The sequence below is a fragment of the Stagnihabitans tardus genome, assembly GCF_009925085.1.
Classification (GTDB): domain Bacteria; phylum Pseudomonadota; class Alphaproteobacteria; order Rhodobacterales; family Rhodobacteraceae; genus Stagnihabitans; species Stagnihabitans tardus.
In genome coordinates this window covers 97,963-121,510 of the sequence record NZ_JAABNR010000002.1, presented here as the reverse complement: position 1 = coordinate 121,510, position 23,548 = coordinate 97,963, and the positions used below count along the sequence as shown (strand labels likewise).

The following is a 23,548-nucleotide window of genomic DNA, read 5'->3' as shown; positions in this document are numbered from 1 at the left end:
GCCCGGTTCCGTGGCGCATCTCACGCCCGGTTCCCTTCCCTGATGGCTTCAGGCACTTGGTGCCGCGTCCGTCGCGGCACCCTTTTTCCTCAGGAGGTGACGATGACGCGCTTTCCAACCCTGGACCGCATCTCTGGGCCTTCGGACATGAAGGGCCTTTCCCTTGGGGACCTTCGGCGGCTTGCCGACGAGCTCCGCGAAGAGCTGATCGAGAGCGTCTCGAAGACCGGCGGACACCTGGGCTCGTCGCTGGGCGTGGTCGAGCTGACCGTGGCGCTGCATGCGCTATTTGACGCGCCGCGCGACAAGATCATCTGGGACGTCGGTCACCAGTGCTATCCGCACAAGATCCTGACCGGGCGGCGCGACCGCATGCTGACCCTGCGGCAAAAGGACGGGCTTTCGGGCTTTACCAAGCGGGCGGAAAGCGACTTCGACCCTTTTGGCGCCGCGCATAGTTCCACCTCCATCTCCGCCGCCTTGGGCTTTGCGCAGGGCCGCGAGCTGGGCATGCCGGTGGGCGATACGGTCGCCGTGATCGGCGATGGCGCCATCACCGCCGGCATGGCCTATGAGGCGATGAACCACGCGGGCCATCTGAAGACGCGGATGTTCGTCATCCTGAACGACAACGACATGTCGATTGCGCCCGCTGTCGGCGCGCTTCAGGCTTCGTTGAACACCCTGACCGGGCCCCTCGCGGCCTTTCGGTCGCTGGCCGAGGGCATGGAAAGCGCCCTGCCCGGCCCGATGCGCGAAGGCGCCCGCCGCGCCCGCGCCCTGGTCTCGGGGCTGCCGGGCGGGGGGACTTTGTTCGAGGAGCTGGGCTTCGACTACGTGGGCCCGATCGACGGCCATGACATGGGCCAGCTGATGACGACCCTGCGGGCCGTCCGCGCCCGGGCGCGCGGTCCCGTCCTGATCCATTGCGTCACCGTCAAGGGCAAGGGCTATGCCCCGGCCGAGCGGGCGGATGACAAATACCACGGCGTCGCCAAGTTCGACGTGGCGACCGGCCAGCAGGCCAAATCCAAATCCAACGCGCCCTCTTACACTTCGGTCTTCGCCGAGCGCCTGGCCACGACCGCCGCCAAAGACCCCCGCATCGTCGCCATCACCGCCGCCATGCCGGGCGGCACGGGGCTGGATGTCATGGCAAGCCGCTTCCCCAAGCGAGTCTATGACGTGGGCATCGCCGAGCAACATGGCGTGACCTTCGCCGCAGGGCTGGCCGCTGCGGGCATGCGGCCCTTCTGCGCCATCTATTCCAGTTTTCTTCAGCGCGGCTATGACCAGATCGTCCATGACGTCGCCCTGCAAAACCTGCCCGTCAGGTTCGCCATCGACCGCGCGGGCCTCGTGGGCCAGGACGGGGCGACCCATGCCGGCGCTTTCGACGTGGGCTTCCTCGCCAACCTGCCCAATATGACCGTGATGGCCGCAGGCGACGAGGCTGAGCTTTGCCACATGATCGCCACCGCCGCCGCCCATGACTCTGGCCCCATCGCCTTCCGCTATCCGCGCGGCGAGGGCCTGGGCGTCGAGATGCCGCAAGAGGGCCAGGTACTGGAGATCGGCCGGGGCCGCGTGTTGCGCCAGGGCAAGGACGCCGCGCTCCTCTCTTTCGGCGCGCATCTGGGCGAGGTCTTGAAGGCCGCCGACCTCCTGGCCCTCGAGGGCATCGAGGTCTCCGTGGCCGATGCCCGTTTCGCCAAGCCCCTTGATACCGCGCTGATCGACCGGCTGATCGACGACCACCCAAGCCTCGTGACCGTCGAACAGGGCTCGACCGGCGGCTTCGGAGCGCTTGTGCTGCATCACCTCGCCGCAACGGGTCAGCTGGAAAAAGGCCGCGCGATCCGCACCTTGACCCTGCCCGACCGCTTCATCGACCAGGCCAGCCCGGCGGAAATGTATGCCGAGGCCGGACTGACCGCTGCCGACATTGCCAATACCGTGAAGTTGACGCTGTCTCGGCGCAAGACAGGCGCAATTGTAAGGCTGGCCTGACATTTGCAACCCTATGGCGTCAAGTCTGCAGGCGAAAGTGTAAAGTTCTGGCCAAAATTCATGCAGACCTGCTATGCTGCGGAAATCGGCATCCAGTGGGCACGACGGCTTGAAATTCTTGCAGACCTACAGCGTGATCGACCGAAGCCTCCGCATCCTGTGGGTCGGCGGGGATTGGGACGAGTTTGCGCTTGAAAATCAGGGGCCTGCTGCGGTCGCCAACCGGGTGCTTTCGACCCGGCTGGACGATCACATCGTCGGCGACGACACAAGGACCGCAGTCCTGGCGCTTTTGGAGACGGTCTTCGAGACGCAGAAGGAAGTGAAACTCGATTATCGCTGCGACTCGCCCAACAAGCTGCGGCGCGTGCAGTTGACCGTCCGCCCGATGAAGGAAGACCGCGTCCTGATGGTCCATGACCTGCGCGACGTGCAAAGCTTCGTCAAACCCTTTGGCAACTGGCATTACCGCCACGACGCGACCTCGGCCAAGTGCTCCTTCTGCAATTCGGTGCGCCATGATGGCGGCCAATGGATCGCCCCCGAGGCGCTGGAGAACCACCCGACCGCCGTGCGCTATGTCGTCTGCGAGGCCTGCCAGGCCCATATCGACGAGGCCATTGCGGCGGTGCGCGAGAACCGCAAGCCCTTGCGGGTGCTGGTCAACGGCTTTGGCCCGCCGGGCTGAGCTCGAATCGGCAGGCCGGATCGCCACAGGCCGCGCAGGCGGTCTCATGGAAGCGCAGATCGGGCGAAACGAGGCTTTGAAACAGCCGATCGAAGACCGCGACATGCCAATGGCACAGCGGTCGGGCCGAGGTCTCGCCCTTGATCAGCGGGTTGCGCTCCAGCCGGAACCGTCCCGGCGCCTCGACCGCAAAGGCGCCCGAGCCCGCAAAGGTCCAGGCGTTGCGGGCGATGGCTTGGCTCAGAATGCGAACTCCCATGCCCCGTGGCAGGACCCGCAACAGCCTCTGCGCCGGGCGGGGGATCCGGTGGGCGAGGATATACTCCCCGGTCCGCCGCCCGGCCTCGGCCAGGATCGCCGGGGCCTGCGGCAGATCCCTGACTGCGGCATGAAGACGGTGGGCGGGCTCTTCGGGCATCAACCCATGGTCTGACGGAGGCTCCATCCCCAGCCGGGCGAGGAATCCCGGCTCGATCAGGGGGAGAAGCTGCAGAACGGCATTGGGGCCGATGAGGGCCGACACCTAGTCCTCCATCTGCTGGTCGCCGCCACCACAGGCCAGGACCGGCTCGCGATGGCGGGCCTTGGCCTGCTCTTTCACCGCAGCGCGGCGTTCGGCGGCGCGGGCGGCCCGGCTGGCCGCCGTCTCCCAATCGGCCGCCGGAAGCGCCCCGCGCGTCGTGTCGAAGTGGAAATCGACCTTGTCCTTCGACTGCGGCCCCCAGTAGTTGTTCTTGCCGAGGTCATAGAAACTGCGCTTGAACCCCGCCCGCATAAAGGCCCAGAGGCAGCCCAGAAGATAGCGCCGCCGGAAGCCCGAGCCCTTCCACGGGTAGTTGAACAGCGCCTTGCGGGAGTAAAACCGCCGGTAGTTGTTCATCACCCCGTCCAGCAATTCCCCCCTCGTCATGGCGGCGGGCTTCATGATCGGCGTGACGAAGTTGTATTTGCTGAAGTCGTGGATCTCGACCTGGTCCTTCAGCTCTTGAAACAGCGGCGTATAGGGCCAGGGCGTGTACATGGCCCAATTGGCCAGATCGGGCTGCCAGTCCCAGGCCATCTGGAAGGTCTCCTCCAGCGTCTGCGGCGTCTCGTTATCCAGCCCCACGATGAACTGCGCCTCGACGAGGATATCGGCCTCGCGCAAGAGCCGCACTGCCTCCTTGTTCTGCGCGACGGTGGTTTCCTTGTTGAAAAGGTCCAGCTTCAGCTGCGCCGCCGCCTCGGTGCCAAGCGAGACATGGACCAACCCCGCGCGGCGGTAGAAGGACAAAAGCTCCCGGTCGCGGTAGATGTCGGTGACGCGGGTGTTGATGCCCCATTTGATCTTGTCGGGCAGGCCGCGGTCGATCAGCTCCTGGCAAAAGGCGATGAATTTCTTGCGGTTGATGGTGGGTTCCTCGTCGGCGAGGATGAAGAAGCCGACCTGGTGGTCGCGCACCAGGCGTTCGATCTCATCGACCACCTTCTTGGGGTCGCGCACGCGGTAATCGCGCCAGAACTTCCATTGCGAGCAGAAGGAACAGGTGAAGGGGCAGCCCCGCGCCATGTTGGGGATCGCGACCCGGGTGTTCAGCGGGATATAGATATACCGCTTCCAGTCCAGGATCGACCAATCCGGGTCCAGCCCGTCGATATCCTTGATCGTGGGCGCAGCGGCGGAGGAGACGACGCGGTCGCCCTCTCTCCACGCGAGCCCCTTGATCCCCGCCCGCGCCTCGGGCCAGCGCTTTTCGGCCACGGCCAGGGCCAGGGCTTGCAGGATCTCCTCGCCCTCGCCCCGGACGATGACATCGACCCAAGGCGCCTCGGTCAGGACCTGTTGGAACATGAAGGTCGCATGGATGCCGCCCAGGACGCGCAGGGCGCCGGGGATATGGTCGCGGGCCAGGGCCAGGACGGCCTCGGCCGCATAGATCGAGGGCGTGATCGCGGTCACCCCCACCAGGTCGGGCTGGATCGCCCTCATCCGGGCGATCAGCTCCGGCTCGGAGAGGTTTTCGGTCATCGCGTCGATGAAGTGGATGTCGTTGAGCCCGACCTTGCGCAGCGCGCCGGTCAGATAGGGCACCCAGGCGGGCGGCCAGGTTCCGGCGATCTCGGCGCCGCCCGACCGGTAGTTGGGATGGACGAAGAGAACGCGCATGAAAGCCTCCTGACCTTGGTCAGGAAAGCGTAACAGCCAGGGGGTTCGGGGGTTTGATCCAGATCAAATCTGGCGAAAATGCGTCAACTAAAGTTGACAGTCAGCGGCCGAGGATCTGCGCGCGATGCTCGGACAGGTAGATCCGCAGCCAGGGGGTAAAGCGGGCGGGTTGGGCGGCGATCTGGGCATCCAGCGCGTCGAGATCGACCCAGGCCACGGCCTGAACCTCCTCGGGGTTGAGGTCCAGGGTCAGGTCCAGCGGCGCCTCGGCCACGAAGACATCGACCAACTCGTGTTCGATCAGATCGGGCGGCACCTCGGCACGGTATTCGACCTGGCCCACGGGCTGCAGCGTCAGGCCGGTGATGCCGAGCTCTTCGGTCAGGCGGCGGATGGCGCAGGCCAGGGGCGCCTCTCCCCAGTAGGGATGGGTGCAGCAAGTATTGGCCCATAGGCCGCCCGAGTGATACTTGTCCGCCGCGCGCTGCTGGATCAGCACGCGAGACCCCGACAGGACAAAGACCGAAACCGCCGGATGCCGCAGGCCCTGGCGATGCACGGCCAGCTTGTCCAGGGGCTGCAAGCGCCCCTCGACCCAGGCCGGGATCAGATCCTTGACCGCGATATTCATGACCCCATCCCAGACCATTCCGGCCGCACCACGCCCATCAGATGCATCAGGTTTTTGACGCCGATCTTCAGATGCGCCATGGGCCGGGCTTTGACAAGCCGCTTGTTCATATAGGCCTCGAAGGTCAGCTTCTGGACATCGAGGTCATGGCAGAGACTGACGAAGCGCTCGCGGCGCTCATCGGATTTGTAATAGGCGTCCTGCATCGACCGCAGGACCTTGAAGACCATGCCGTGTTCGGTCATGAACATCGACCGCGCGAGCCGCAAATCGCGGGCGCGCCCGGTGCGCAAAAAGGCCATGGCGGCGGTGGCGGCAGCCCTGCCCCCGGCCATGGCGTAGAAGATCCCCTCACCCGAGGAGGGCGCCACGACCCCCGCCGCATCGCCCGCCAGCACCAGGTCGCGGCCATTGTCCCAGCGGTCGAGCGGGCGCAGCGGAATGGGCGCGCCCTCGCGCCGCAGCGTGGCGCAATCCGCCAGCCCCGAGGCGCGGCGCAGATCGGCGGTGGCCTGCTTCAGGTTCACCCCGTCGATCCCCGTGCCCATGCCGACCGAGGCCGTGACCCCATGCGGAAAGACCCAGCCGTAGAAATCCGGCGAGATGCGACCGTCATAGATCACGTCGCAGCGGGTGGGGTCATAGGAGGCCACGCCATTCGGCGCCGCGATGATCTCGTGATAGGCGATGACATAGGGGATCTCTTTCCCCCCCGGCACCTCGGCCCGCGCCACGTCGGACCGCGCCCCATCGGCGCCGATCACCACGCGGGTCGGCGTGCCCCGCTCGACCCCGGTCTTGTCGCGCCAGATGACGCGGGTTTCCTCGCCCCGCTCGATCCGCAGGAAGGTCCCGGTCAGACGCACCGCGCCCTGCATGGCAGCGCGTTCGCGCAGGAACTCGTCGAAGGTGTCGCGGTCGACCATGCCGACGAAGCCGCCCTCGATGGCGATATCGACGGCGCGTCCACTGGGAGAGACCATGCGGGCGGTGTTCACCTTGGCCACGATCAGGTGATCGGGGATGGCGAAATCGGCGATGGCGCGGGGCGGGATGGCGCCGCCACAGGGCTTGATCCGGCCCGCGCGGTCCAAGAGCGCCACGCGCTTGCCGCCGCGCGCAAGGTCTTCGGCCGCCGTGGCGCCCGAGGGCCCGCCACCGATCACGAAAGCGTCGAACATGTCATTCTCCCGGAACGGCGACCGGCAGCCGCGAGGGCGCTGTGATCACCTGCACGGCGAGGGCCGCCGCAGCCAAGAAGAGCCCGGCCTCGACCAGGAAGACCAGGCCAAAGGCCTGGGGCGCGGGCAGGATCAGCCGCAAGAGATCGGCCGCCGCAGCCCCCGCCAGGCCGCCAAAGCCCGCCGCGATGGCCTGGGCCGCGCCCCAAAGCCCCATCCGCGTGCCCTCGCGCCCCGGACGGCCTTCGCCCGCCAGCTGCATCATCGAGGCAATCGCCGCGACCGAGAACATGCCGTTGAAGAAACCCATGGCGACGACGGCAGGCGTCAGGTTCAGCCCGACCTGCCCCAGCGCCGCGACCGAGGCCACCGCGATGGCGGACCCCAGGCAGCCGGTGATGACCCAGGCGCGCAGGCCTCCGATCTTCAGCCCGGAGGCGACGATGCCGACGGTCAGCATCCCCGCAAAGACCCCACCATGCTGGGCGCCCGAAAGCCCGGTGGATTCGCCCGGGGAGAAGCCGAAGACCAGGCCCGCATAGGGCTCCAGGATCAGCTCTTGCATGAAATAGGCGGTCATCGACAGGAAGACAAAGGCGGTGAAGCCGCGCGCCCTTGGGTCGGCCCAGACCTCGCGCAGCGCCTTGAAGAAGGGCTCGGGCGCGGCTTCGGGGGCGCGGAAGGTCACGCGCCGCTCGATCCCCCAGACGGCGAGGGTCGAGACCGCGACGGCCAGCGCCCCCACGGTGGCCACGATGCGCAGGAGCTTGCCGGGCGTATAGGGGTCGATGAGGCTGCCCACGACACCCGCCGTGACCGCGATGCCGAAGATCATCAGAAGCCAGGTCGACATCGCCGCCGCAGGTCTGCGCGCGGGCGCCGCCCCGGCGGCCAAGAGCGCCAGAAGCGCCGTGCCACAGGCGCCGACCCCGCTGCCGATCAGGATGTAAGCCAGGATTGACAGCGCCAGCCCCGGCCAGAAGGCCTGCGCCATGACGACAAGACCCAGCGCCGCCGTGAAGGCTCCGAGAGCCAGGGCCGTCATGCCGCCCAGGATGTAACGCGTCCTCTGCCCCGTCGTGTCGGACCGGAAGCCCCAGTTCGGCCGGTTCATCTGCACGACGTAATGCAGCGCGACCAGAAGCCCCGGCAGGGCGGCGGCCACCCCAAGCTCCACCACCATCAGCCGGTTCAGGGTCGAGGTCGTCAGCACGATCACCGACCCAAGCGCGGCCTGCACGAGGCCCAACCGCAGGATTTGCACCCAGCTCAGCATCAAAGCCCCCTTAGCGCGAAAGCGGAAATCATCATGCCGGAGACGTAGAAGACGATCCCCGTGCCGTTGTACCAGGGCGCCTTGCCCTTGGGATCGCGCAGCAGGACCCGCATGGCCAGGACCTGCGCGGCCAAGAGAGCCGCGACCGCCAGCCCATGCCAGGGCTTGCCCCAGATCACCAGGAGAGCGACCACCAGAAGCTGTGCCAGGCCCATGACCGTGCAGGCGACCTTTGCCGCGACCTCTGGCCCCAGGGTCACCGGAAGCGAGCGCACGCCGTGCTGCCGGTCGCCCTCCAAAGCCTTGAAATCATTCAGCGTCATGATGCCATGGGCGCCAAGTGCATAGATCAGCGCGATCACGCAGGTCTCGAACCTCGGCGCCGCGTTCAAGAGGACGGCGGCCCCGGTGAACCAGGGGAGCCCCTCATAGGAAAGCCCCACCAGCCCCGGTCCCAGCCAGCCGGAGCGCTTCAGCCGGACGGGCTCGGCCGAATAGGCCCAGGCCGCGATGACCCCCACCAGCGTCGCCCAAAAACCCCAGACGCCCAGCAAAGCACCGACCCCCAGCGCCAGGGCGCTCATCGCCAGCGCGATCCACAGGCCCCAAAGCCCCGGGATCCGCCCCGAGGGGATCGGCCGATGCGGCTCATTCACGGCATCGACATGGCGGTCGCACCAGTCGTTGGCCGCCTGGCTCATGCCGCAGACCACCGGGCCCGCAAGGACCATGCCCAAGAGCACCTGCCAGCCCAAGGGCACCCCAGCCGAGACCGAACCGCACAGATAGGCCCAGATCGGCGGGAACCAGGTGATGGGTTTCAACAGCGTCAGAACCGCGCGCGGCTCTGGTGTCAGGCGGGGAGAGGCGCTGAATGTGTCCATCTGTCAATTAAACATGACACATCGGAGTCGTGCAACTGAATTCCGGCCCGAAACGAAGACAGCCCCCGCCCCAATGAAAACGGCCCCCGAAGGGGCCGCGTCAGGGTCTATTCGGCGCCGTTTTTCGCCAAAAGCCCGAACTTTCGCAGCTTTACGTAAAGCGACTGGCGCGAGAGGCTCAGAAGCTCTGCCGCCGCTGCCCGGTTGTTGCCTGTCAACTCCAGAGCGGCTTCGATGCACATCTTCTCGATGATCTCGGTCGTCTCGGCGACGATCTCTTTCAGCGCGGAATAGCCCACCAGCTGCATGACATTGCGCAGCCCCTCGTTGCCCGCAGGCCCCACGGGCAAGCGCATCCCCTCGGCCGCCGAGGCATCGCGGATCACCAGGCCCACGACCGACTGGCCGCGATCCTGGAGATAGGTGGCCGACATCTCGACCGCGATCTGGCCACCGAAATCGGTGTTCAGCCGGGTTGCATAATGCCGCAGGCGACCCACCCGCTTGACGTTCTCCAACAGGACCTTGAGGTCGACATCGCCGCGCGACAGGAACTCTCCCAAAGAGCGCCCGATCATCGAGGCCGGGCTCGGCACATCGGTCAGGTTCAGGAAAGCCTCGTTCGCGGCCTTGATGATGCCGTCGCCATCGAGGAAGACCAGCCCATCGACCCCGGTCTGATAGAGCCGCCCCAGGGCATGGCCCAATTCGTCGTTCTGCGCCCTTGCATCATCCGTCAGGTCGATGCGGCACAGAAGAAGCTTGTCGCCCGCCGCCCGGAACAGGGTGGGCGAGACCTGGATGCGCTTGCGCGTCCGGCGCACCGTCAGCTCCAGCGTCGAGGGCGTATCGGCCAGCGCGATCCGCGAGAGCGCGTCGAGGAACTCCCCCCGGCGACGGCCTTCGAATTCCTGCGCGGCGGGGGAGTCCAAAAGGTCGCCCCGGCTCGCCCCGATCATCTCCAGCGCGGCCTTGTTGGCGTCGATGATCCGGCCCGTCGTGGTCGAGATGATGACGATGGGGGCGCCATTGGCCTCCATCAGCACGCGGTAGCGGGTCTCGATCTCGCGCTGCGCCTCGTGGTCGCGCTGCAGGGCCAGCTGCGCCTCGACCAGGCGCTGCTGCACCTCGGCCATGGGGCGCAGGTCGCGGCCCAGAAGGATCATCGGCCCGGGCCCTCCCATCCGCGCGAGGGTATAGCGCACCGGCAGATCGACCCCCGAAGAGGGTTCGTGGTTCAGCTCCAGGTGAAAGGGCCCCGCCGTGCCATCGGCCAGCCGGCTCTCCAGCTTGCGGCGGCTGTCGCGGGCGAAAAGCTCCAACAAGGGCCGCCCCTTCCAGCCCGAGACGGCGGCGGCGACATGGGGCATGCCCGTGGCCTCGCGGACGATCAGGTCCGGGGCGACAGTCAGGGCGATGTCAAAGGCTGACGTCACCGCCTGCAAGAGCAGATCGGGCGCGAGGCCCTCATATAGCCCGGCGTCTTTGGTCATAGCGTCATCCGAGGTCACATTCGTGCCTTTCTGTCAATCGCACCACTTGCTAGTCGCCGTCTCTCCCCCCGCGTCAAGTCTTTTGTGTCGCATCCACCCCGAAAAGCGCAAGAGCCGCTTCCAATGAGTTCGTGGCCAGATCGGCCCCCGTCAGGCCCTGCAACCCGGGCTCGGCCTGCAAGGCAGCCCCCCCGACCACGACCGGAAGCCCGCCCTTGCCCAAGGTGCGCAAAGCCCGCACAAGAACCGCGCAGCTTTCGACCTTTTCCACGTTCGCCAAGGTCACCATGGCGCCGTCGAACCCCCGCGTCGCGATCAGCGCCGCAAGCTCGGTCAGGCCCGGCGCGATGCGCAGGCAGACCGAAACCCCCTGCTGCCGCATCCGGCAGGCCAGGACCGCCGCGCCCAGGGTATGCTGCTCCCCAGGCGGCACGACCAAAAGCACGGTCGGCCGACCCGCGCCCCCCGCGTCGTCGCCCTTCCAGTCGCCACCCACCTCGTGCAGCAGCTCGCTCAGCCGTGAGGTGCCCAGGGTGACATCGAGGAAGGACAGCGTGTCGTTCTGCCATCCCTCGCCCAGACGCCTGGCGGCTTCGGGGATATAGTCGCTGACCAGGGCCATGTCGGTCACATGCGCGCGACGCAACTCATCCAGCGCGCGCGTCAGCGCGGCGGAATCGGTCTCGCAAGCGGCGCTCGCCAGATGTGCGACGAGATGATCCAACACGCAGGCGGCTCCCATCTTGCGACTGGCGACGAGCAGGCAAATGGCCTCGAATGCGAGCCCTTCGCTGCATCCAACGGGACGCAGGGCGGCGCTTTCTTCTTGACTGCTGCCGACGTCGCGCATGACGACCCTGCGGAAAATGCCCCGCAGGCCAGTCATGACTAGCATACGGGAGCGGTGAAAGGGAATGCGTGCTCTTCGCAAACATGACACCTGAGTTCTTGCAAAATGTCCACTAAAATAGACATTCGCGACACCCGGGGTGGAGGGTTTAAAAAAATCCTATTCATTTCAACTGCTTTTACCCCACCCCCTCGACAACCGCGCTCTTGACGTCCGGGACCCAGCCCCAGGCCGAGTCGCAGGTTGTGTAAGTTTTGATTGACAGTTCTTCACCTGAGGTTAACCTGAAGACCTCGGCACTGTCAGGGGGAGAGGGCCATCCATGTCAGCCAATCGGACGAAATCCCCAAGCCGGCCGCTTTACACCTCGGCCCAGCGTGCGCGGCGCGATGCGACGAAATGGACCCTGGTCCAGGGGATTCTGGCACCCGTGCAGTTCCTGGCCTTTGCCGTCTCGCTGGTGCTGGTCTTGTTGTTCCTGGCCACGGGTGACCATTATCAGGCCGCCACTGTCTCGATCCTGGTCAAGACCGCGCTTCTGGCCGCGATCATGGTCACCGGGGCGATCTGGGAGAAGGTGGTCTTCGGCCAGTATCTCTTTGCCCCCGCCTTCTTCTGGGAGGATGTTTTTTCCTTCGCTGTCATAGGCTTCCACACCTGGTATGTGATCGGGCTGATGACCGGAAGCCTGGGGCCGCAGGGGCAGATGCTGGTGACGCTGGCCGCCTATGGCACCTATCTGGTGAACGCGACGCAGTTCCTCTTGAAGCTGCGGAAAGCGCGCCTCGACACCCAGCCGCAGGGGGTCATGGCATGAGCCTCGACCTTCCCACCACCGGTTGCCGCGATGTCCCCGTCCTGAAAGAGCGCGGCCAGCGCGAGGTCTTTTGCGGGCTGACTGGGATCATCTGGCTGCACCGCAAGATGCCCGATTCCTTTTTCCTGGTCGTGGGGTCGCGGACCTGCGCCCATCTCTTGCAAGCCGCTGCCGGAGTGATGATCTTCGCCGAGCCGCGCTTCGGCACGGCGATTCTCGAAGAGAAAGACCTCGCGGGCCTTGCAGATGCCAATGTCGAGCTTGACCGCGAAGTCGCCCGCCTGATCGAGCGCCGCCCGGATATCCGCAGGCTCTTCCTCGTGGGCTCCTGCCCGTCGGAGGTCATCAAGCTGGACCTCGCCCGCGCCGCCGAGCGTCTGAACGCCCAGCATGCGGGGCGGGTGCAGGTCTTGAACTATTCGGGCTCGGGCATCGAGACGACCTTCACCGAGGGTGAGGATGCCGCGCTCGCCGCCATGGTCCCGGCCCTGCCCTCGACCGAGGCCGCCGAGCTCCTGCTGGTCGGTGCCCTGCCCGATGTGGTCGAGGACCAGATGGTCGCCCTCTTGACCGCGATGGGCGTGGGGCCCCTGCGTCTTCTGCCCGCCCGCCGGATTGGCGACACCGCCGCCATCGGGCCCAACACGCGTTACGCGCTGATCCAGCCCTTCCTCGGCGCCACGCACTCCGCCTTGCAGCGTCGCGGCGCCAGCCATATCCAAGCCCCCTTCCCCTTCGGCGAAGAGGGCACGACCGCCTGGCTGAAAGCCATCGCCACCTCATTCGGCGTCAGCGACGAGCTTTTCGAGGCGGTCACCGCCGCCCCCCGCGCCCGGGCCCGCAAGGCCGTGGCCTCGCAGACCGCCACCCTGACGGGCAAGTCGATCTTCTTCTTCCCCGACAGCCAGCTTGAAATTCCCCTCGCCCGCTTCCTCGCCCGCGAATGCGGGATGCGGCCCCTGGAGGTCGGCACCCCCTATCTCCACCGCGAGCTGATGGCCCCGGAGCTGGACCTCCTGCCGCAAACCGTCCTGTCGGAGGGTCAGGACGTCGACCTGCAGCTCGACCGCCTTGCCTTGGCGGCCCCTGACCTGACCGTCTGCGGATTGGGCCTGGCCAACCCGCTGGAATCCCAGGGCTTCACGACGAAATGGGCCATCGAGCTGGTCTTCTCGCCCGTGCATTTCTACGAACAGGCGGGCGATCTGGCGGGGCTCTTCGCCCGGCCCCTGCGGCGGAAAACCCTGCTGGAGGGCCAGAGATGAAGCTGACGCTTTGGACCTATGAAGGCCCGCCCCATGTCGGCGCCATGCGTGTGGCCACCGCGATGGAGGGGCTGCATTACGTCCTCCATGCGCCCCAGGGCGACACCTATGCCGACCTGCTCTTCACGATGATCGAGCGGCGCGGTGCGCGCCCCCCCGTCACCTACACGACCTTCCAGGCCCGCGACCTCGGCGCCGATACGGCCGGCCTCTTCAAGGACACGGTCCGCGCGGCGCATGACCGCTTCCAGCCGCAAGCCATGATCGTCGGCGCCTCTTGCACGGCCGAGCTGATCCAGGACGACCCGGGGGGCCTGGCCGAGACACTGGGCCTCGATTGCCCGGTGATCCCGCTGGACCTGCCCTCTTACTCGCGCAAAGAAAACTTCGGCGCGGATGAGACCTTCCTGCAGATCGTCCGCCACTTGGCGCGGCCCCAGGCGCGCACGGAACAGGTGACCTGCAACCTCCTGGGTGCCACGGCGCTTGGCTTCCGCCACCGCGACGACGTGACGGAAGTGACCCGGGCTCTGGCCGCCATGGGGATCAAGGTCAATGTCTGCGCCCCCCTGAACGCGACGCCCGCCGACATCGCCCGCATGCCCGCCGCGCATTTCAACGTGCTTCTCTACCCCGAGACCGGGGAGAGCGCCGCCCGCTGGCTGGAAAAGACCCATGCCCAGCCCTGGACGAAAACCATCCCGATCGGCGTCGGCGCCACGCGCGATTTCCTGGTCGAAGTCGCCGCGCTCACCGGCCTCTCGCCCCGCATCCCCGAGGATGGGCTGCGGGCGCCCTGGTGGTCGGCCTCGGTCGACAGCACCTATCTGACCGGCAAACGCGTCTTCATCTTCGCCGATGCGACCCATGCCATGGCAGCCGCCCGCATCGCCGCCGAGGAGATTGGCTTCGAGGTCGTGGGCCTGGGCTGCTTCAACCGCGAATTCGCCCGGCCGATGCGTGCCCTGGCCGCCCGCATGGGCCTCACCGCCCTGATCACCGACGATTACCTGGAGGTCGAGGCCGCCATCGCCGCCGCAGGCCCCGAGATGATCCTCGGCACCCAGATGGAGCGGCATATCGGAAAGCGCCTGGGCATCCCCTGCGCGGTGATCTCCTCGCCGGTCCATGTGCAGGACTTCCCCGCCCGCTATGCACCCCAAATGGGCTTCGAGGGCGCGAATGTCATCTTCGACACCTGGGTCCATCCCCTGGTCATGGGGCTGGAAGAGCACCTTCTGACCATGTTCCGCGAGGATCCGGAGTTTCATGACGCCGCAGGGGCCAGCCATCACGGCGCCAAGGCCGTGGCGCCGGTGGAAGCCTCGGGGGCGCTGCCCCCGAACCCCCGGGATATTTCCGCCAGTGTGAAAGACGAAGTCCAGCACTGGACCCCCGAGGCCGAGCGCGAGCTGAAGAAGATCCCCTTCTTCGTCCGCCCCAAGGCGCGCCGCAACACCGAGGCCTATGCGGCGACCAAGGGTGTGACCGCCATCACCGTCGAAACGCTCTATGAGGCCAAGGCCCATTATGCGCGATGATCTCAGCCACGACCGGGGAGAGGGCCAGGCGGTTTACCGCTTCGTCATCGTCACGCTGGATGCCCATGCGGCGGGCCCTGCGGTCCGGGCCGAGGCGCGGCTGAGGGCGGATTTCCCGGGGCTGGTGGTGAGGGTCCATGCGGCGGCCGAATGGGCCGAGAACCCCTGTGCGCTGGAGCGGGCGCGCGAGGATATCGCGCGGGCCGATATCCTGATGACCAACCTCCTCTTTCTGGAAGACCATATCCAGCCGATCCTGGCCGATCTGCAGGCGGCGCGGCCCCGGGTCGATGCCATGGTGGGGGTGATCGCCGATCCGCAGGTCGTCAAGCTGACCAAGATGGGCGATCTGGAGATGGGGAAGCCCGACTCGGCGCTCATGTCGGTCCTGAAGAAGCTGAAGCCCGCCAAGGGCAATTCGGCGGAATCGGGCGAGAAGCAGATGGCGATGCTGAAGCGCCTGCCCAAGATCCTGCGGTTTCTGCCGGGCAAGGCGCAGGACCTGCGCGCCTGGTTTCTGACCATGCAATACTGGCTGGGCGGCTCGGACGAGAACATCGAGCAGATGATCCGCTTCCTGGTCGGGCGCTATTCCGGCAACCGGGATTGGGCCAAGGTCAAGGCCCTGGCGCCGGTCGATTACCCGGATGTGGGGCTTTATCACCCCGATATCGTGGGACGGGTCACGACCGACCCTTCTGTCCTGCACCGCCCGAATGTGCCTGTGGCGACCGTCGGGCTTTTGATGCTGCGGTCCTATATCCTCTCGGGCGACACGGCGCATTACGACGCGGTCATCGCGGCTTTCGAGGCGCGGGGCATCGCCTGCCTGCCGGTCTTTGCGGCGGGGCTGGACGGGCGGCCTGCGATCTCGGCCTACCTTCAGGGCAAGGTCGATGCGCTGGTCTCCTTGACCGGCTTCTCGCTGGTGGGTGGCCCGGCCTATAACGACAGTGACGCCGCCGTGCAGGTCCTGGCGGGGCTCGATGTGCCCTATGTCGCGGCCCATCCGCTGGAGTTCCAGACGCTCGGCCAATGGGGTCGCAGCAGCGGGGGTCTTTCTCCCATCGAGACGACCATGCTGATCGCGCTCCCCGAGATCGACGGCGCGACCAATCCGACCGTCTTTGCCGGTCGCCATGACCTCGACGGCTGCAATGGCTGCCAGCGGCGCTGCCGCCCCGAGGCCGAGGCGCTGTCGACCCGGTCCATGGCGCCCTGCCCCGAGCGCATCGCCACCCTGGCCGACAAGACCCTGCGCCTGGCCATGCTGCGCCGCAGCAAAGTCGCCGCGCGCCGCGTGGGCATCGTGCTTTACGGCTTCCCGCCCAATGCCGGGGCGGCTGGAACGGCGGCTTACCTCGGCGTCTTCGAGAGCCTTTTCAACACGCTGCACGCCATGGCCTCCGAGGGTTACGACCTGGTGCCCCCCGCCAGTGTCGAAGCCCTGCGCGAGGCGGTGCTTGGCGGCAATGCCAAGCGCCATGGCCAGCCCGCCAATGTCGCCGTCACCATCCCCGCCGCCGAGCTGGTGGCCAAGGGCCGCTGGCTCTCGGATATCGAAGCCACCTGGGGCCCGGCGCCGGGCAAGGCGCAGACCGATGGGCGCGGCGTCCATATCCTCGGCGCGCGGTTCGGCAATGTCTTCGTGGGGCTCCAGCCGCTTTTCGGCTATGAGGGCGACCCGATGCGGCTTCTGTTCGAGAAGGGCTTCGCGCCGACCCATGCCTTTGCCGCCTTCTATGCCTGGCTGAAGGACGATTTCCGCGCCGATGCGCTTTTGCATTTCGGCATGCATGGCGCCTTGGAGTTCATGCCCGGCCGCCAGTCCGGCCTGGGCGAGACCTGCTGGCCCGACCGGCTGATCGGCAACATGCCCAATATCTACCTCTACGCCGCCAACAACCCCTCCGAGGCGACGCTCGCCAAGCGGCGCTCCAATGCCGTGACGATCACGCATCTGACGCCGCCCCTGGCGCAGTCTGGGCTCTACAAGGGCCTGGCGGAGCTGAAGGACAGTCTGCAACGCTACCGCGCCCTGCCGCCCGAAGATGCGGCCCGGGCCGAGCTGGCGGAACTGATGCTGGAACAGGCGCGGTCGGTGGACCTCGATGCCAGCGACCCCGAAAGCCTTTGGGCCAAGCTCCTGGAGACCGAGGGCGCGCTGATCACGGACGGGCTGCATGTCGTCGGCCGCAAGATGACCCCCGAGGCTCGGGCGCAGATGATCGAGCTCATGCCGCCCGAGACCCGCGACCGCGCAGATGCGCTCTTGCAGGACGAGACCGAGATCCCCGCGATCCTGCGCGCCCTGGGCGGCCATTTCGTGGCCCCGGTGCCGGGCGGAGACCTGATCCGCTCGCCCCAGATCCTGCCGACGGGGCGCAATATCCACGCCTTCGACCCGTTCCGCATGCCCACCGCCCATGCGCTGCGCGATGGCGCGGCCCAGGCCGAACGGCTGATCGCGGCGCATAGGTCGCTGCCCCATGCCGTGGCGCTGGTCCTTTGGGGCTCGGACTCGATCAAGTCGGATGGCGGGCCGATTGCCCAGGCCCTGGCGCTGATGGGGGCAAAGCCCCGGTTTGACAGCTTCGGGCGCCTCTCGGGTGCCGACCTGATCCCGCTGGCGGAACTTGGCCGCCCAAGGATCGACGTGGTGATCACTCTGTCCGGCATTTTCCGCGACCTTCTGCCCCTGCAAACCCGGATGCTGGCCGAAGCGGCCCTGAAGGCGGCCGAGGCCGATGAGCCCCTGTCCCAGAACTTCATCCGCGCCCATGCGCTGGAGCAGATGGCCGAGCTTGGCTGCGACCTGCAAACCGCGGCGCTGAGGGTGTTTTCCAATGCCGAGGGCGCCTATGGGTCCAATGTCAACGTGCTGGTGGGCTCTTCGGCCTTTGGCCAAGAGGACGAACTCGCCGATGCCTATGAAAGCCGCAAGGGCTTTGCCTATGGCGTGACCGGCAAGCCCCAGGCGCAGCGCGCGGTCCTTGGGGCGGCTCTGTCGCGGGTGGACCTGGCCTATCAGAACCTGGAATCGGTCGAGCTTGGCGTCACCACCGTGGACCATTACTTCGACACGCTCGGCGGCATCGCCCGCGCGGTCCGCCGCGCCCGGGGCGGCACCGAGACCCCGGTCTATATCGGCGACCAGACCCGTGGCGCGGGCGTCGTCCGCACGCTCCGCGACCAGGTCGCCTTGGAGACCCGCTCGCGCAGCCTGAACCCGCGTTTCTTCGAGGGGCTTCTGCGTCACGGCGCCGAGGGTGTCCGCCAGATCGAGGCCCATGTGACCAATACGCTCGGCTGGTCGGCCACGACCTCCCAGGTCGACCCTTGGGTCTATCAGCGCCTGACCGAGACATTCGTGGCCGATGAGGCCATGCGCCGTCGCCTGTCGGAGCTGAACCCCGAAGCCTCGAACCGCATGGCGCAAAAGCTCCTGGAGGCCTCGGACCGCAACTACTGGCAGCCCGATGCGGCGACGCTTGCCGCCCTGCAACGGGCCGCCGACGAATTGGAAGACCGCCTCGAAGGGGTGGCCGCAGAATGAGGGACGCGCGATGAAAGATATTCCAAACCTGCGGGGACTTGACGGAGAAGGCTCCGTCCAGGTCCACCAGGACGACGACATCAAGATCGGCGGGGCCCAGGTCTTTTCGGTCTATGGCAAGGGCGGGATCGGCAAATCGACGACCTCCTCGAACCTGTCGGCGGCCTTCGCCATGATGGGCAAGCGCGTCTTGCAGATCGGCTGCGATCCCAAGCATGACAGCACCTTCACCCTGACGGGCCGCCTGCAACCGACCGTCATCGACATCCTGAAGGACGTGGATTTCCACGCCGAGGAGCTGCGGCCCGAGGATTATGTCTCGGTAGGCTTCGCGGGGGTGAAATGCGTCGAGGCGGGCGGGCCGCCTGCGGGCACCGGCTGCGGCGGCTATGTCGTGGGGCAGACGGTGAAACTGCTCAAGCAGCATCACCTGCTGGAAGACACCGACGTCGTGATCTTCGACGTTTTGGGCGACGTGGTCTGCGGCGGCTTTGCGGCGCCCCTGCAGCATGCCGACCGGGCGGTGATCGTCACCGCCAATGACTTCGACAGTATCTATGCGATGAACCGCATCATTGCCGCCGTCCAGGCCAAGTCGGCCAACTACAAGGTGCGGCTGGCGGGCTGCATCGCCAACCGCAGCCACGAGACCAACGAGGTCGACCGCTATTGCGAGAAGGTGGGCTTCCGCCGCCTGGCCCATATGCCCGACGTGGATGCGATCCGCCGCTCGCGCCTGAAGAAGAAGACGCTGTTTGAAATGCCGGATGCGCCCGACATCAACGCCGCCCGCGATGGCTACATGGCCATGGCCCAGACGCTTTGGGCCGGCACCGAGCCCCTCGCCCCCGCCCCGCTCCCCGACCGCGAGATCTTTGAATTGCTGGGGTTCGATTGATGGATACCTACGCCACCACCCGCGCCCGGGTCGAAGACTATTTCGACCGCAAGGCCACCACGACCTGGGACCGCCTGACCTCCGAGGCCAAGGTCTCGCGCATCCGCCAGACGGTGCGCGAGGGGCGTGACCGGATGCGGGCGCTCATGCTCTCGCGGCTGCCTGCCGACCTGCGCGGCATGCGGGTGCTGGATGCGGGCTGCGGCACGGGGCTGATGACGGCGGAGCTTGCCGCACGCGGCGCCAAGGTCGTGGCCGCCGATATCTCGCCCAAGCTCATCGCCATCGCGACCGAGCGGCTGGACCCTTCGCTGAAGGCCAAGGTCCGCTTCCATGCGGGCGACATGACCGACGCCAAGCTGGGCTCTTTCGACCATGTCATGGCGATGGACAGCCTGATCTATTACCGCCCTCTGGACCTTGCCGCCGCGCTTGAAAGGCTGGCCCTGCGGGCGCCCAAGATCACCTTCACCGTGGCGCCCAAGACGCCTCTGCTGATGGTCATGTGGAATGTCGGCAAGCTGGTCCCGGGTGGCGACCGCTCGCCCCGCATGGTGCCCCATGACCACGCCGCCCTGTCGCGCGACATCCCGGGCCTGACCCGGATCGAGCGCGTGACCTCGGGCTTCTACATCTCGGAATGCCTGGAGGTCGCCAGATGATCCTGAGGCCCCATCATGTCGCCAAGCTTGACGCCGCCTGGATGCCCTTTGCCGATGCGGCCTCGGAGGGGCTGCCGCTGTCGCAGCTGATGCGGCTGGCGCTGTTCCAGCTGTCGGTCGGCATGGCCCAGGTCCTGATGCTGGGGACGCTGAACCGGGTGATGATCGTCGAGCTGCAGGTCCCCGCAACCCTGGTCGCCCTGATGATCGCCATTCCCGTGCTGGTGGCCCCCTTCCGCGCCGCCATCGGGCATCGCTCAGACAACCACCGCTCCGCCATCGGCTGGAAGCGCGTGCCTTACCTGTGGTTCGGCTCGCTCTGGCAGATGGGCGGCCTCGCCGTCATGCCCTTTGCGCTGATCGTGCTGTCGGGCGACCAGATCCGCGGCCCGGACTGGGCTGGCCCCGCGCTGGCCGGAGTGGCCTTCCTGATGACCGGCGTCGGCATGCACATGACCCAGACCGCAGGCCTGGCCCTGGCCGCCGACCGCGCCTCGGACGAGACCCGGCCCCGCGTCGTCTCCGTGCTTTACGTCATGTACCTGCTGGGCATGGGGATTTCGGCCCTGGTCGTGGGCTTCCTCCTGCGCAACTTCGAGCCCCTGACCCTGGTCCGTGTCGTCCAGGGCTGCGGCCTGGCCACCCTGGTCCTGAACGTCATCGCGCTGTGGAAGCAGGAAAAGGTCCGCCCCATGACCCGCACCGAGCGCGAGGCGCCGATGCCGTCCTTCCGCGCCGCCTGGGCGCAACTGGCCGCAGAGCCCGGCGTCATGCGGCTTTTGGTTTCGGTCGTCCTCGGCACCCTGGCCTTCAACATGCAGGACGTGCTCCTGGAGCCCTATGGCGGCCAGATCCTTGGCCTTTCGGTCGCCCAGACCACGCTTTTGACCGCGATGTGGTCCTTCGGCGCGCTTTGCGGCTTTCTGTACGCCGCAAGGACGCGGGGGGCCGACCCCTACCGCCAGGCGGGCCTTGGCCTCGTGGCCGGGATCGCGGCCTTCTCGGCGGTGATCTTTGCCGGAGCGCTGGAGTGGACGCCGCTCTTCTTCGCGGGCACCTGGGCCATAGGCTTCGGCGCGGGCGTCTTCGGCGTCTCGATGCTGACCGCCGCCATGACCCTGCCCGGAGCGGCTGGCCTGGCGCTGGGAGCCTTTGGCGCGGCCCAGGCGACGGCTGCGGGCCTTTCGGTCCTTGCGGGCGGCGCTTTGCGCGACGGGATCCAGCATGCCGCCTCCTGGTTCGGCCCGATCGGCACGCCATCGCTTGGCTATACCTTTGTCTACCATATCGAAATCGGCCTGATGTTTGCGACGCTCATCGCCATCGGACCGCTCGTCCGCCTCACCCGCCTGACGCAATCGCCCAAGGCGCAACCCCTCAACCTGACTGAATTCCCCACCTGAACCCGGGAGGACCCTATGCTCGGTGTGACTTTCTTTGGAAACTTCGACCTCGCCAGTCTTGCGATCTGGGCCTTCTGGGCCTTCCTCGCGGTGCTGATCTATTACGTGCAGACCGAAAACATGCGCGAAGGCTATCCGCTGGAGACCGAGGACGGCCGCGCCGCTCCGAACCAGGGCCCCTTCCCGGTGCCCAAGCCCAAGACCTTCACCCTGCCCCATGGCAAGGGCACGGTCACGGTGCCCTCGGCCGAGAACGAGGCCGCCCATCGCCGCATGGACCTCGCGCTGGAGCGCACCGCCGTCTCGGAAGGCTTCCCCCATGCGCCGACCGGAGACGGGCTGCGCGACGGCGTCGGCCCCGCCTCCTGGACCCCGCGCCGCGATGAGCCGGAAATCGACGCCCATGGCAACGTCAAGATCCAGCCGATGAGCCGGGTCGAAGGCTTCATCGTCTCGGCCGGGCGCGATCCGCGCGGGCTGCCGGTGCAGGCCGGTGACCTCGAGGTCGTGGGCCGCGTCTCTGACCTTTGGGTCGACGTGCCGGAACAGCTGGTGCGCTACCTGGAGATCACGCTGAACTCGGGCTCGCGCCGCCTGGTGCCGATGCCCATGGCCAAGATCTGGGCCGACCGGGTCCGCGTCATGTCGCTGCCCTCGACCCGCTTCGAGGACATCCCCGGCCAGCAAAGCCAGACCTTCGTGACCAAGCTGGAAGAAGACAAGATCTCGGGCTTCGTGGCCGGGGCCGAGCTTTTCGCCGCCGATCAGCTGAAGCGCGGCTTCTGACACCTCACCCGGCGTGCGCCCACGCCGGACGAGGCTCAACCCAAAAGGGAGGGTTCGCAATGGCGGACCGAATGAACGACAGGGATTTCGACTTCGAACCGGCACCCGGACTGCCGGCCCCCCTGCCCAAAGGAGAGCATGTTCTCTGGCAAGGCAAACCCGACCGCAAGGCGCTGGCCCGCGAGGCCTACAAGGCCAATTGGGTCCTGGGCTACATGATGGTCCTGGTCCTGTGGAAAGGTGCCAGCGCCTGGTCGGGTGGCGTGAACCCCATCGCCGTGGCCCTGCCCTACCTGGTGCTGGCCTTGGCCGCCTGGGGCATCGTCCAGGGCCTGGCCGCCCTGCAAGCCCGCGCCTCCATTTACACCATCACCACCGAGCGCGTCATCCTGCGCATCGGTGCGGCCCTGCCCATCACCTTCACCATCCCCTTCCGCCGCATCGGCACCGCCGCCATGACCGTCCACCCGGTCCATGGCACGGGCACGATCGCGCTGGAGCTGACCGGCGATGTCCAGATGTCGGCCCTGGTGCTGTGGCCCCATCTGCGCCCCGGCTTCGTGAAAAAGACCCAGCCGGCGCTGCGCTGCATCCCGGATGCCACCGCTGTTGGCCGGCTTTTGTCGGATGCCGCCCAGACCAGCCTTTCGACCCCCGAGATTTCCCTCGCAGTGGCGGCGGAGTAAGCGATGGCAACCCTCTCCTCCCCGCGCCGCGACGACCGCGACATGATCCCCAAGGGGCTGCTCTGGGCCATGCTGGCGCTTGTGCTGGCCAGCCTTGCCCTTGTCAGCTTCTCGGTCCTGACGGACCGCGAGCATGCGGGGACGCCCCCCACCAGCACGGTCCTGGAAGAGACCTGGCTGATCCTCGAAGGCCAATCGGCCCAGGCCGTGACCGTCCGCGACAAGGACGGCAAGCTGATCGCCGACCTGCCCCATGGCGGCTTCATCACCGTCATCCAGAACGCCATGACCCGCGCCCGCACCGTCGCGGGCGTCACCGGCAACCCGCCCATGAAAGTGGTGCGCTATGCCAACGGCCGTCTGACAGCCTACGACCCCGCCTCCGGCTGGAGCGCGGAACTCTACGCTTTTGGCAACGACAACAAAGCCGCGTTTGAACGGCTGCTTGCCTCACAAAAATAGGGAAAACAGAGATGCCACTTTTCACACGCGAGACTGAACAGGTCCCCTGCACCGTCGAGGTCAGCCACCGGTTCGAAGCCCTCCACGCCCATGTCCGCTTTGACAACGGGGCGATCATCCATCCCGGCGACGAGGTCCTCGTCCATGGCGCGCCGATCCTGGCGGCCTTTGGCGAGCTGATCGTCGAAAAGCGCCAGGCGACGATCACCCGCGCCTCCGCCGTGGAGCGTCTCTGGACGCGCCTGACCGGCGATTTCGACTTCATGGAACTGTGCGAGTTCTCCTTTTCCGAGGAGATCAAGCTGTGAAGGAC

Annotated in this window: 21 protein-coding genes; 13 read left to right on the top strand and 8 right to left on the bottom strand. The window is 66.9% G+C overall.

Features of this window, described 5'->3' with window-relative positions:
* The first annotated feature begins 102 nt into the window (after positions 1-102).
* On the top strand, positions 103-2,010 hold the full coding sequence (gene dxs / locus GV832_RS02370; RefSeq protein WP_168773224.1) for a 1-deoxy-D-xylulose-5-phosphate synthase: 1,908 nt from the start codon (positions 103-105) through the stop codon (positions 2,008-2,010).
* A gap of 109 nt (positions 2,011-2,119) precedes the next feature.
* Positions 2,120-2,698: a hypothetical protein gene (locus tag GV832_RS02365; protein ID WP_168773223.1), complete on the top strand. Its 579-nt coding sequence runs from the start codon at positions 2,120-2,122 to the stop codon at positions 2,696-2,698.
* Here the strand turns inward: GV832_RS02365 and bchJ are convergent.
* The 8 genes from bchJ to GV832_RS02325 all read right to left on the bottom strand — a co-directional run bounded on the left by bchJ (position 2,673) and on the right by GV832_RS02325 (position 11,036).
* Positions 2,673-3,221 (bottom strand): bacteriochlorophyll 4-vinyl reductase, encoded by a 549-nt coding sequence (bchJ, locus tag GV832_RS02360; protein ID WP_168773222.1) that lies wholly within the window; start codon positions 3,219-3,221, stop codon positions 2,673-2,675. The genes GV832_RS02365 and bchJ overlap by 26 nt on opposite strands.
* The gene (bchE, locus tag GV832_RS02355) at positions 3,222-4,844 is read right to left on the bottom strand and encodes a magnesium-protoporphyrin IX monomethyl ester anaerobic oxidative cyclase (RefSeq protein WP_168773221.1); all 1,623 of its coding nucleotides are present in this window, start codon (positions 4,842-4,844) and stop codon (positions 3,222-3,224) included.
* Between the two features lie 100 nt (positions 4,845-4,944).
* The gene (gene idi / locus GV832_RS02350; protein WP_168773220.1) at positions 4,945-5,475 is read right to left on the bottom strand and encodes an isopentenyl-diphosphate delta-isomerase; all 531 of its coding nucleotides are present in this window, start codon (positions 5,473-5,475) and stop codon (positions 4,945-4,947) included.
* Entirely contained in the window at positions 5,472-6,656 is a 1,185-nt protein-coding gene (locus GV832_RS02345) for a geranylgeranyl diphosphate reductase (RefSeq protein WP_168773219.1), read from the bottom strand. Before GV832_RS02345 ends, idi begins: the two co-directional genes overlap by 4 nt.
* Position 6,657: 1 nt before the next feature.
* The gene (locus GV832_RS02340; RefSeq protein WP_168773218.1) at positions 6,658-7,935 is read right to left on the bottom strand and encodes a BCD family MFS transporter; all 1,278 of its coding nucleotides are present in this window, start codon (positions 7,933-7,935) and stop codon (positions 6,658-6,660) included.
* Positions 7,932-8,816 (bottom strand): chlorophyll synthase ChlG, encoded by an 885-nt coding sequence (chlG, locus tag GV832_RS02335; RefSeq protein ID WP_168773217.1) that lies wholly within the window; start codon positions 8,814-8,816, stop codon positions 7,932-7,934. Before chlG ends, GV832_RS02340 begins: the two co-directional genes overlap by 4 nt.
* Before the next feature lie 107 nt (positions 8,817-8,923).
* Positions 8,924-10,309, bottom strand: a complete 1,386-nt coding sequence (gene ppsR, locus GV832_RS02330) for a transcriptional regulator PpsR (protein ID WP_168773216.1) — start codon at positions 10,307-10,309, stop codon at positions 8,924-8,926.
* 73 nt (positions 10,310-10,382) lie between these two features.
* Positions 10,383-11,036 carry a cobalamin B12-binding domain-containing protein gene (locus tag GV832_RS02325; protein ID WP_168773215.1) on the bottom strand — a complete coding sequence of 218 codons (654 nt, stop codon included), beginning with the start codon at positions 11,034-11,036 and terminating at the stop codon, positions 10,383-10,385.
* Positions 11,037-11,481: 445 nt separating this feature from the next.
* Here GV832_RS02325 and bchF point away from each other — a divergent pair, with 445 nt between their 5' ends.
* The 11 genes from bchF (at position 11,482) to GV832_RS02270 (ending at position 23,543) form a co-directional block, all read left to right on the top strand.
* On the top strand, positions 11,482-11,976 hold the full coding sequence (bchF, locus tag GV832_RS02320) for a 2-vinyl bacteriochlorophyllide hydratase (RefSeq protein WP_168773214.1): 495 nt from the start codon (positions 11,482-11,484) through the stop codon (positions 11,974-11,976).
* Positions 11,973-13,241: a ferredoxin:protochlorophyllide reductase (ATP-dependent) subunit N gene (locus tag GV832_RS02315; protein WP_168773213.1), complete on the top strand. Its 1,269-nt coding sequence runs from the start codon at positions 11,973-11,975 to the stop codon at positions 13,239-13,241. The genes bchF and GV832_RS02315 overlap by 4 nt, the downstream gene beginning before the upstream one ends.
* Complete coding sequence (gene bchB, locus GV832_RS02310) at positions 13,238-14,782, top strand: ferredoxin:protochlorophyllide reductase (ATP-dependent) subunit B (RefSeq protein ID WP_168773212.1); 1,545 nt, start codon at positions 13,238-13,240, stop codon at positions 14,780-14,782. Before GV832_RS02315 ends, bchB begins: the two co-directional genes overlap by 4 nt.
* Positions 14,772-18,338 carry a magnesium chelatase subunit H gene (locus GV832_RS02305; protein ID WP_168773211.1) on the top strand — a complete coding sequence of 1,189 codons (3,567 nt, stop codon included), beginning with the start codon at positions 14,772-14,774 and terminating at the stop codon, positions 18,336-18,338. The genes bchB and GV832_RS02305 overlap by 11 nt, the downstream gene beginning before the upstream one ends.
* 10 nt (positions 18,339-18,348) lie before the next feature.
* A complete protein-coding gene (bchL, locus tag GV832_RS02300; protein WP_168773210.1) occupies positions 18,349-19,236 on the top strand; it encodes a ferredoxin:protochlorophyllide reductase (ATP-dependent) iron-sulfur ATP-binding protein in 888 nt (295 codons plus the stop codon).
* Positions 19,236-19,898, top strand: coding sequence for a magnesium protoporphyrin IX methyltransferase (gene bchM, locus GV832_RS02295; protein WP_168773209.1), 663 nt, complete (start codon positions 19,236-19,238; stop codon positions 19,896-19,898). The genes bchL and bchM overlap by 1 nt, the downstream gene beginning before the upstream one ends.
* Positions 19,895-21,301 carry a PucC family protein gene (locus tag GV832_RS02290; protein ID WP_168773208.1) on the top strand — a complete coding sequence of 469 codons (1,407 nt, stop codon included), beginning with the start codon at positions 19,895-19,897 and terminating at the stop codon, positions 21,299-21,301. The genes bchM and GV832_RS02290 overlap by 4 nt, the downstream gene beginning before the upstream one ends.
* Before the next feature lie 15 nt (positions 21,302-21,316).
* Positions 21,317-22,087: a photosynthetic reaction center subunit H gene (gene puhA / locus GV832_RS02285; RefSeq protein WP_168773207.1), complete on the top strand. Its 771-nt coding sequence runs from the start codon at positions 21,317-21,319 to the stop codon at positions 22,085-22,087.
* A 71-nt stretch (positions 22,088-22,158) separates the two neighbouring features.
* Positions 22,159-22,773 (top strand): photosynthetic complex putative assembly protein PuhB, encoded by a 615-nt coding sequence (gene puhB, locus GV832_RS02280; protein ID WP_168773206.1) that lies wholly within the window; start codon positions 22,159-22,161, stop codon positions 22,771-22,773.
* A gap of 3 nt (positions 22,774-22,776) precedes the next feature.
* The gene (gene puhC / locus GV832_RS02275) at positions 22,777-23,235 is read left to right on the top strand and encodes a photosynthetic complex assembly protein PuhC (RefSeq protein WP_168773205.1); all 459 of its coding nucleotides are present in this window, start codon (positions 22,777-22,779) and stop codon (positions 23,233-23,235) included.
* Positions 23,236-23,246: 11 nt separating this feature from the next.
* Positions 23,247-23,543 (top strand): hypothetical protein, encoded by a 297-nt coding sequence (locus tag GV832_RS02270; RefSeq protein ID WP_168773204.1) that lies wholly within the window; start codon positions 23,247-23,249, stop codon positions 23,541-23,543.
* The last annotated feature ends 5 nt before the right edge of the window (positions 23,544-23,548 follow it).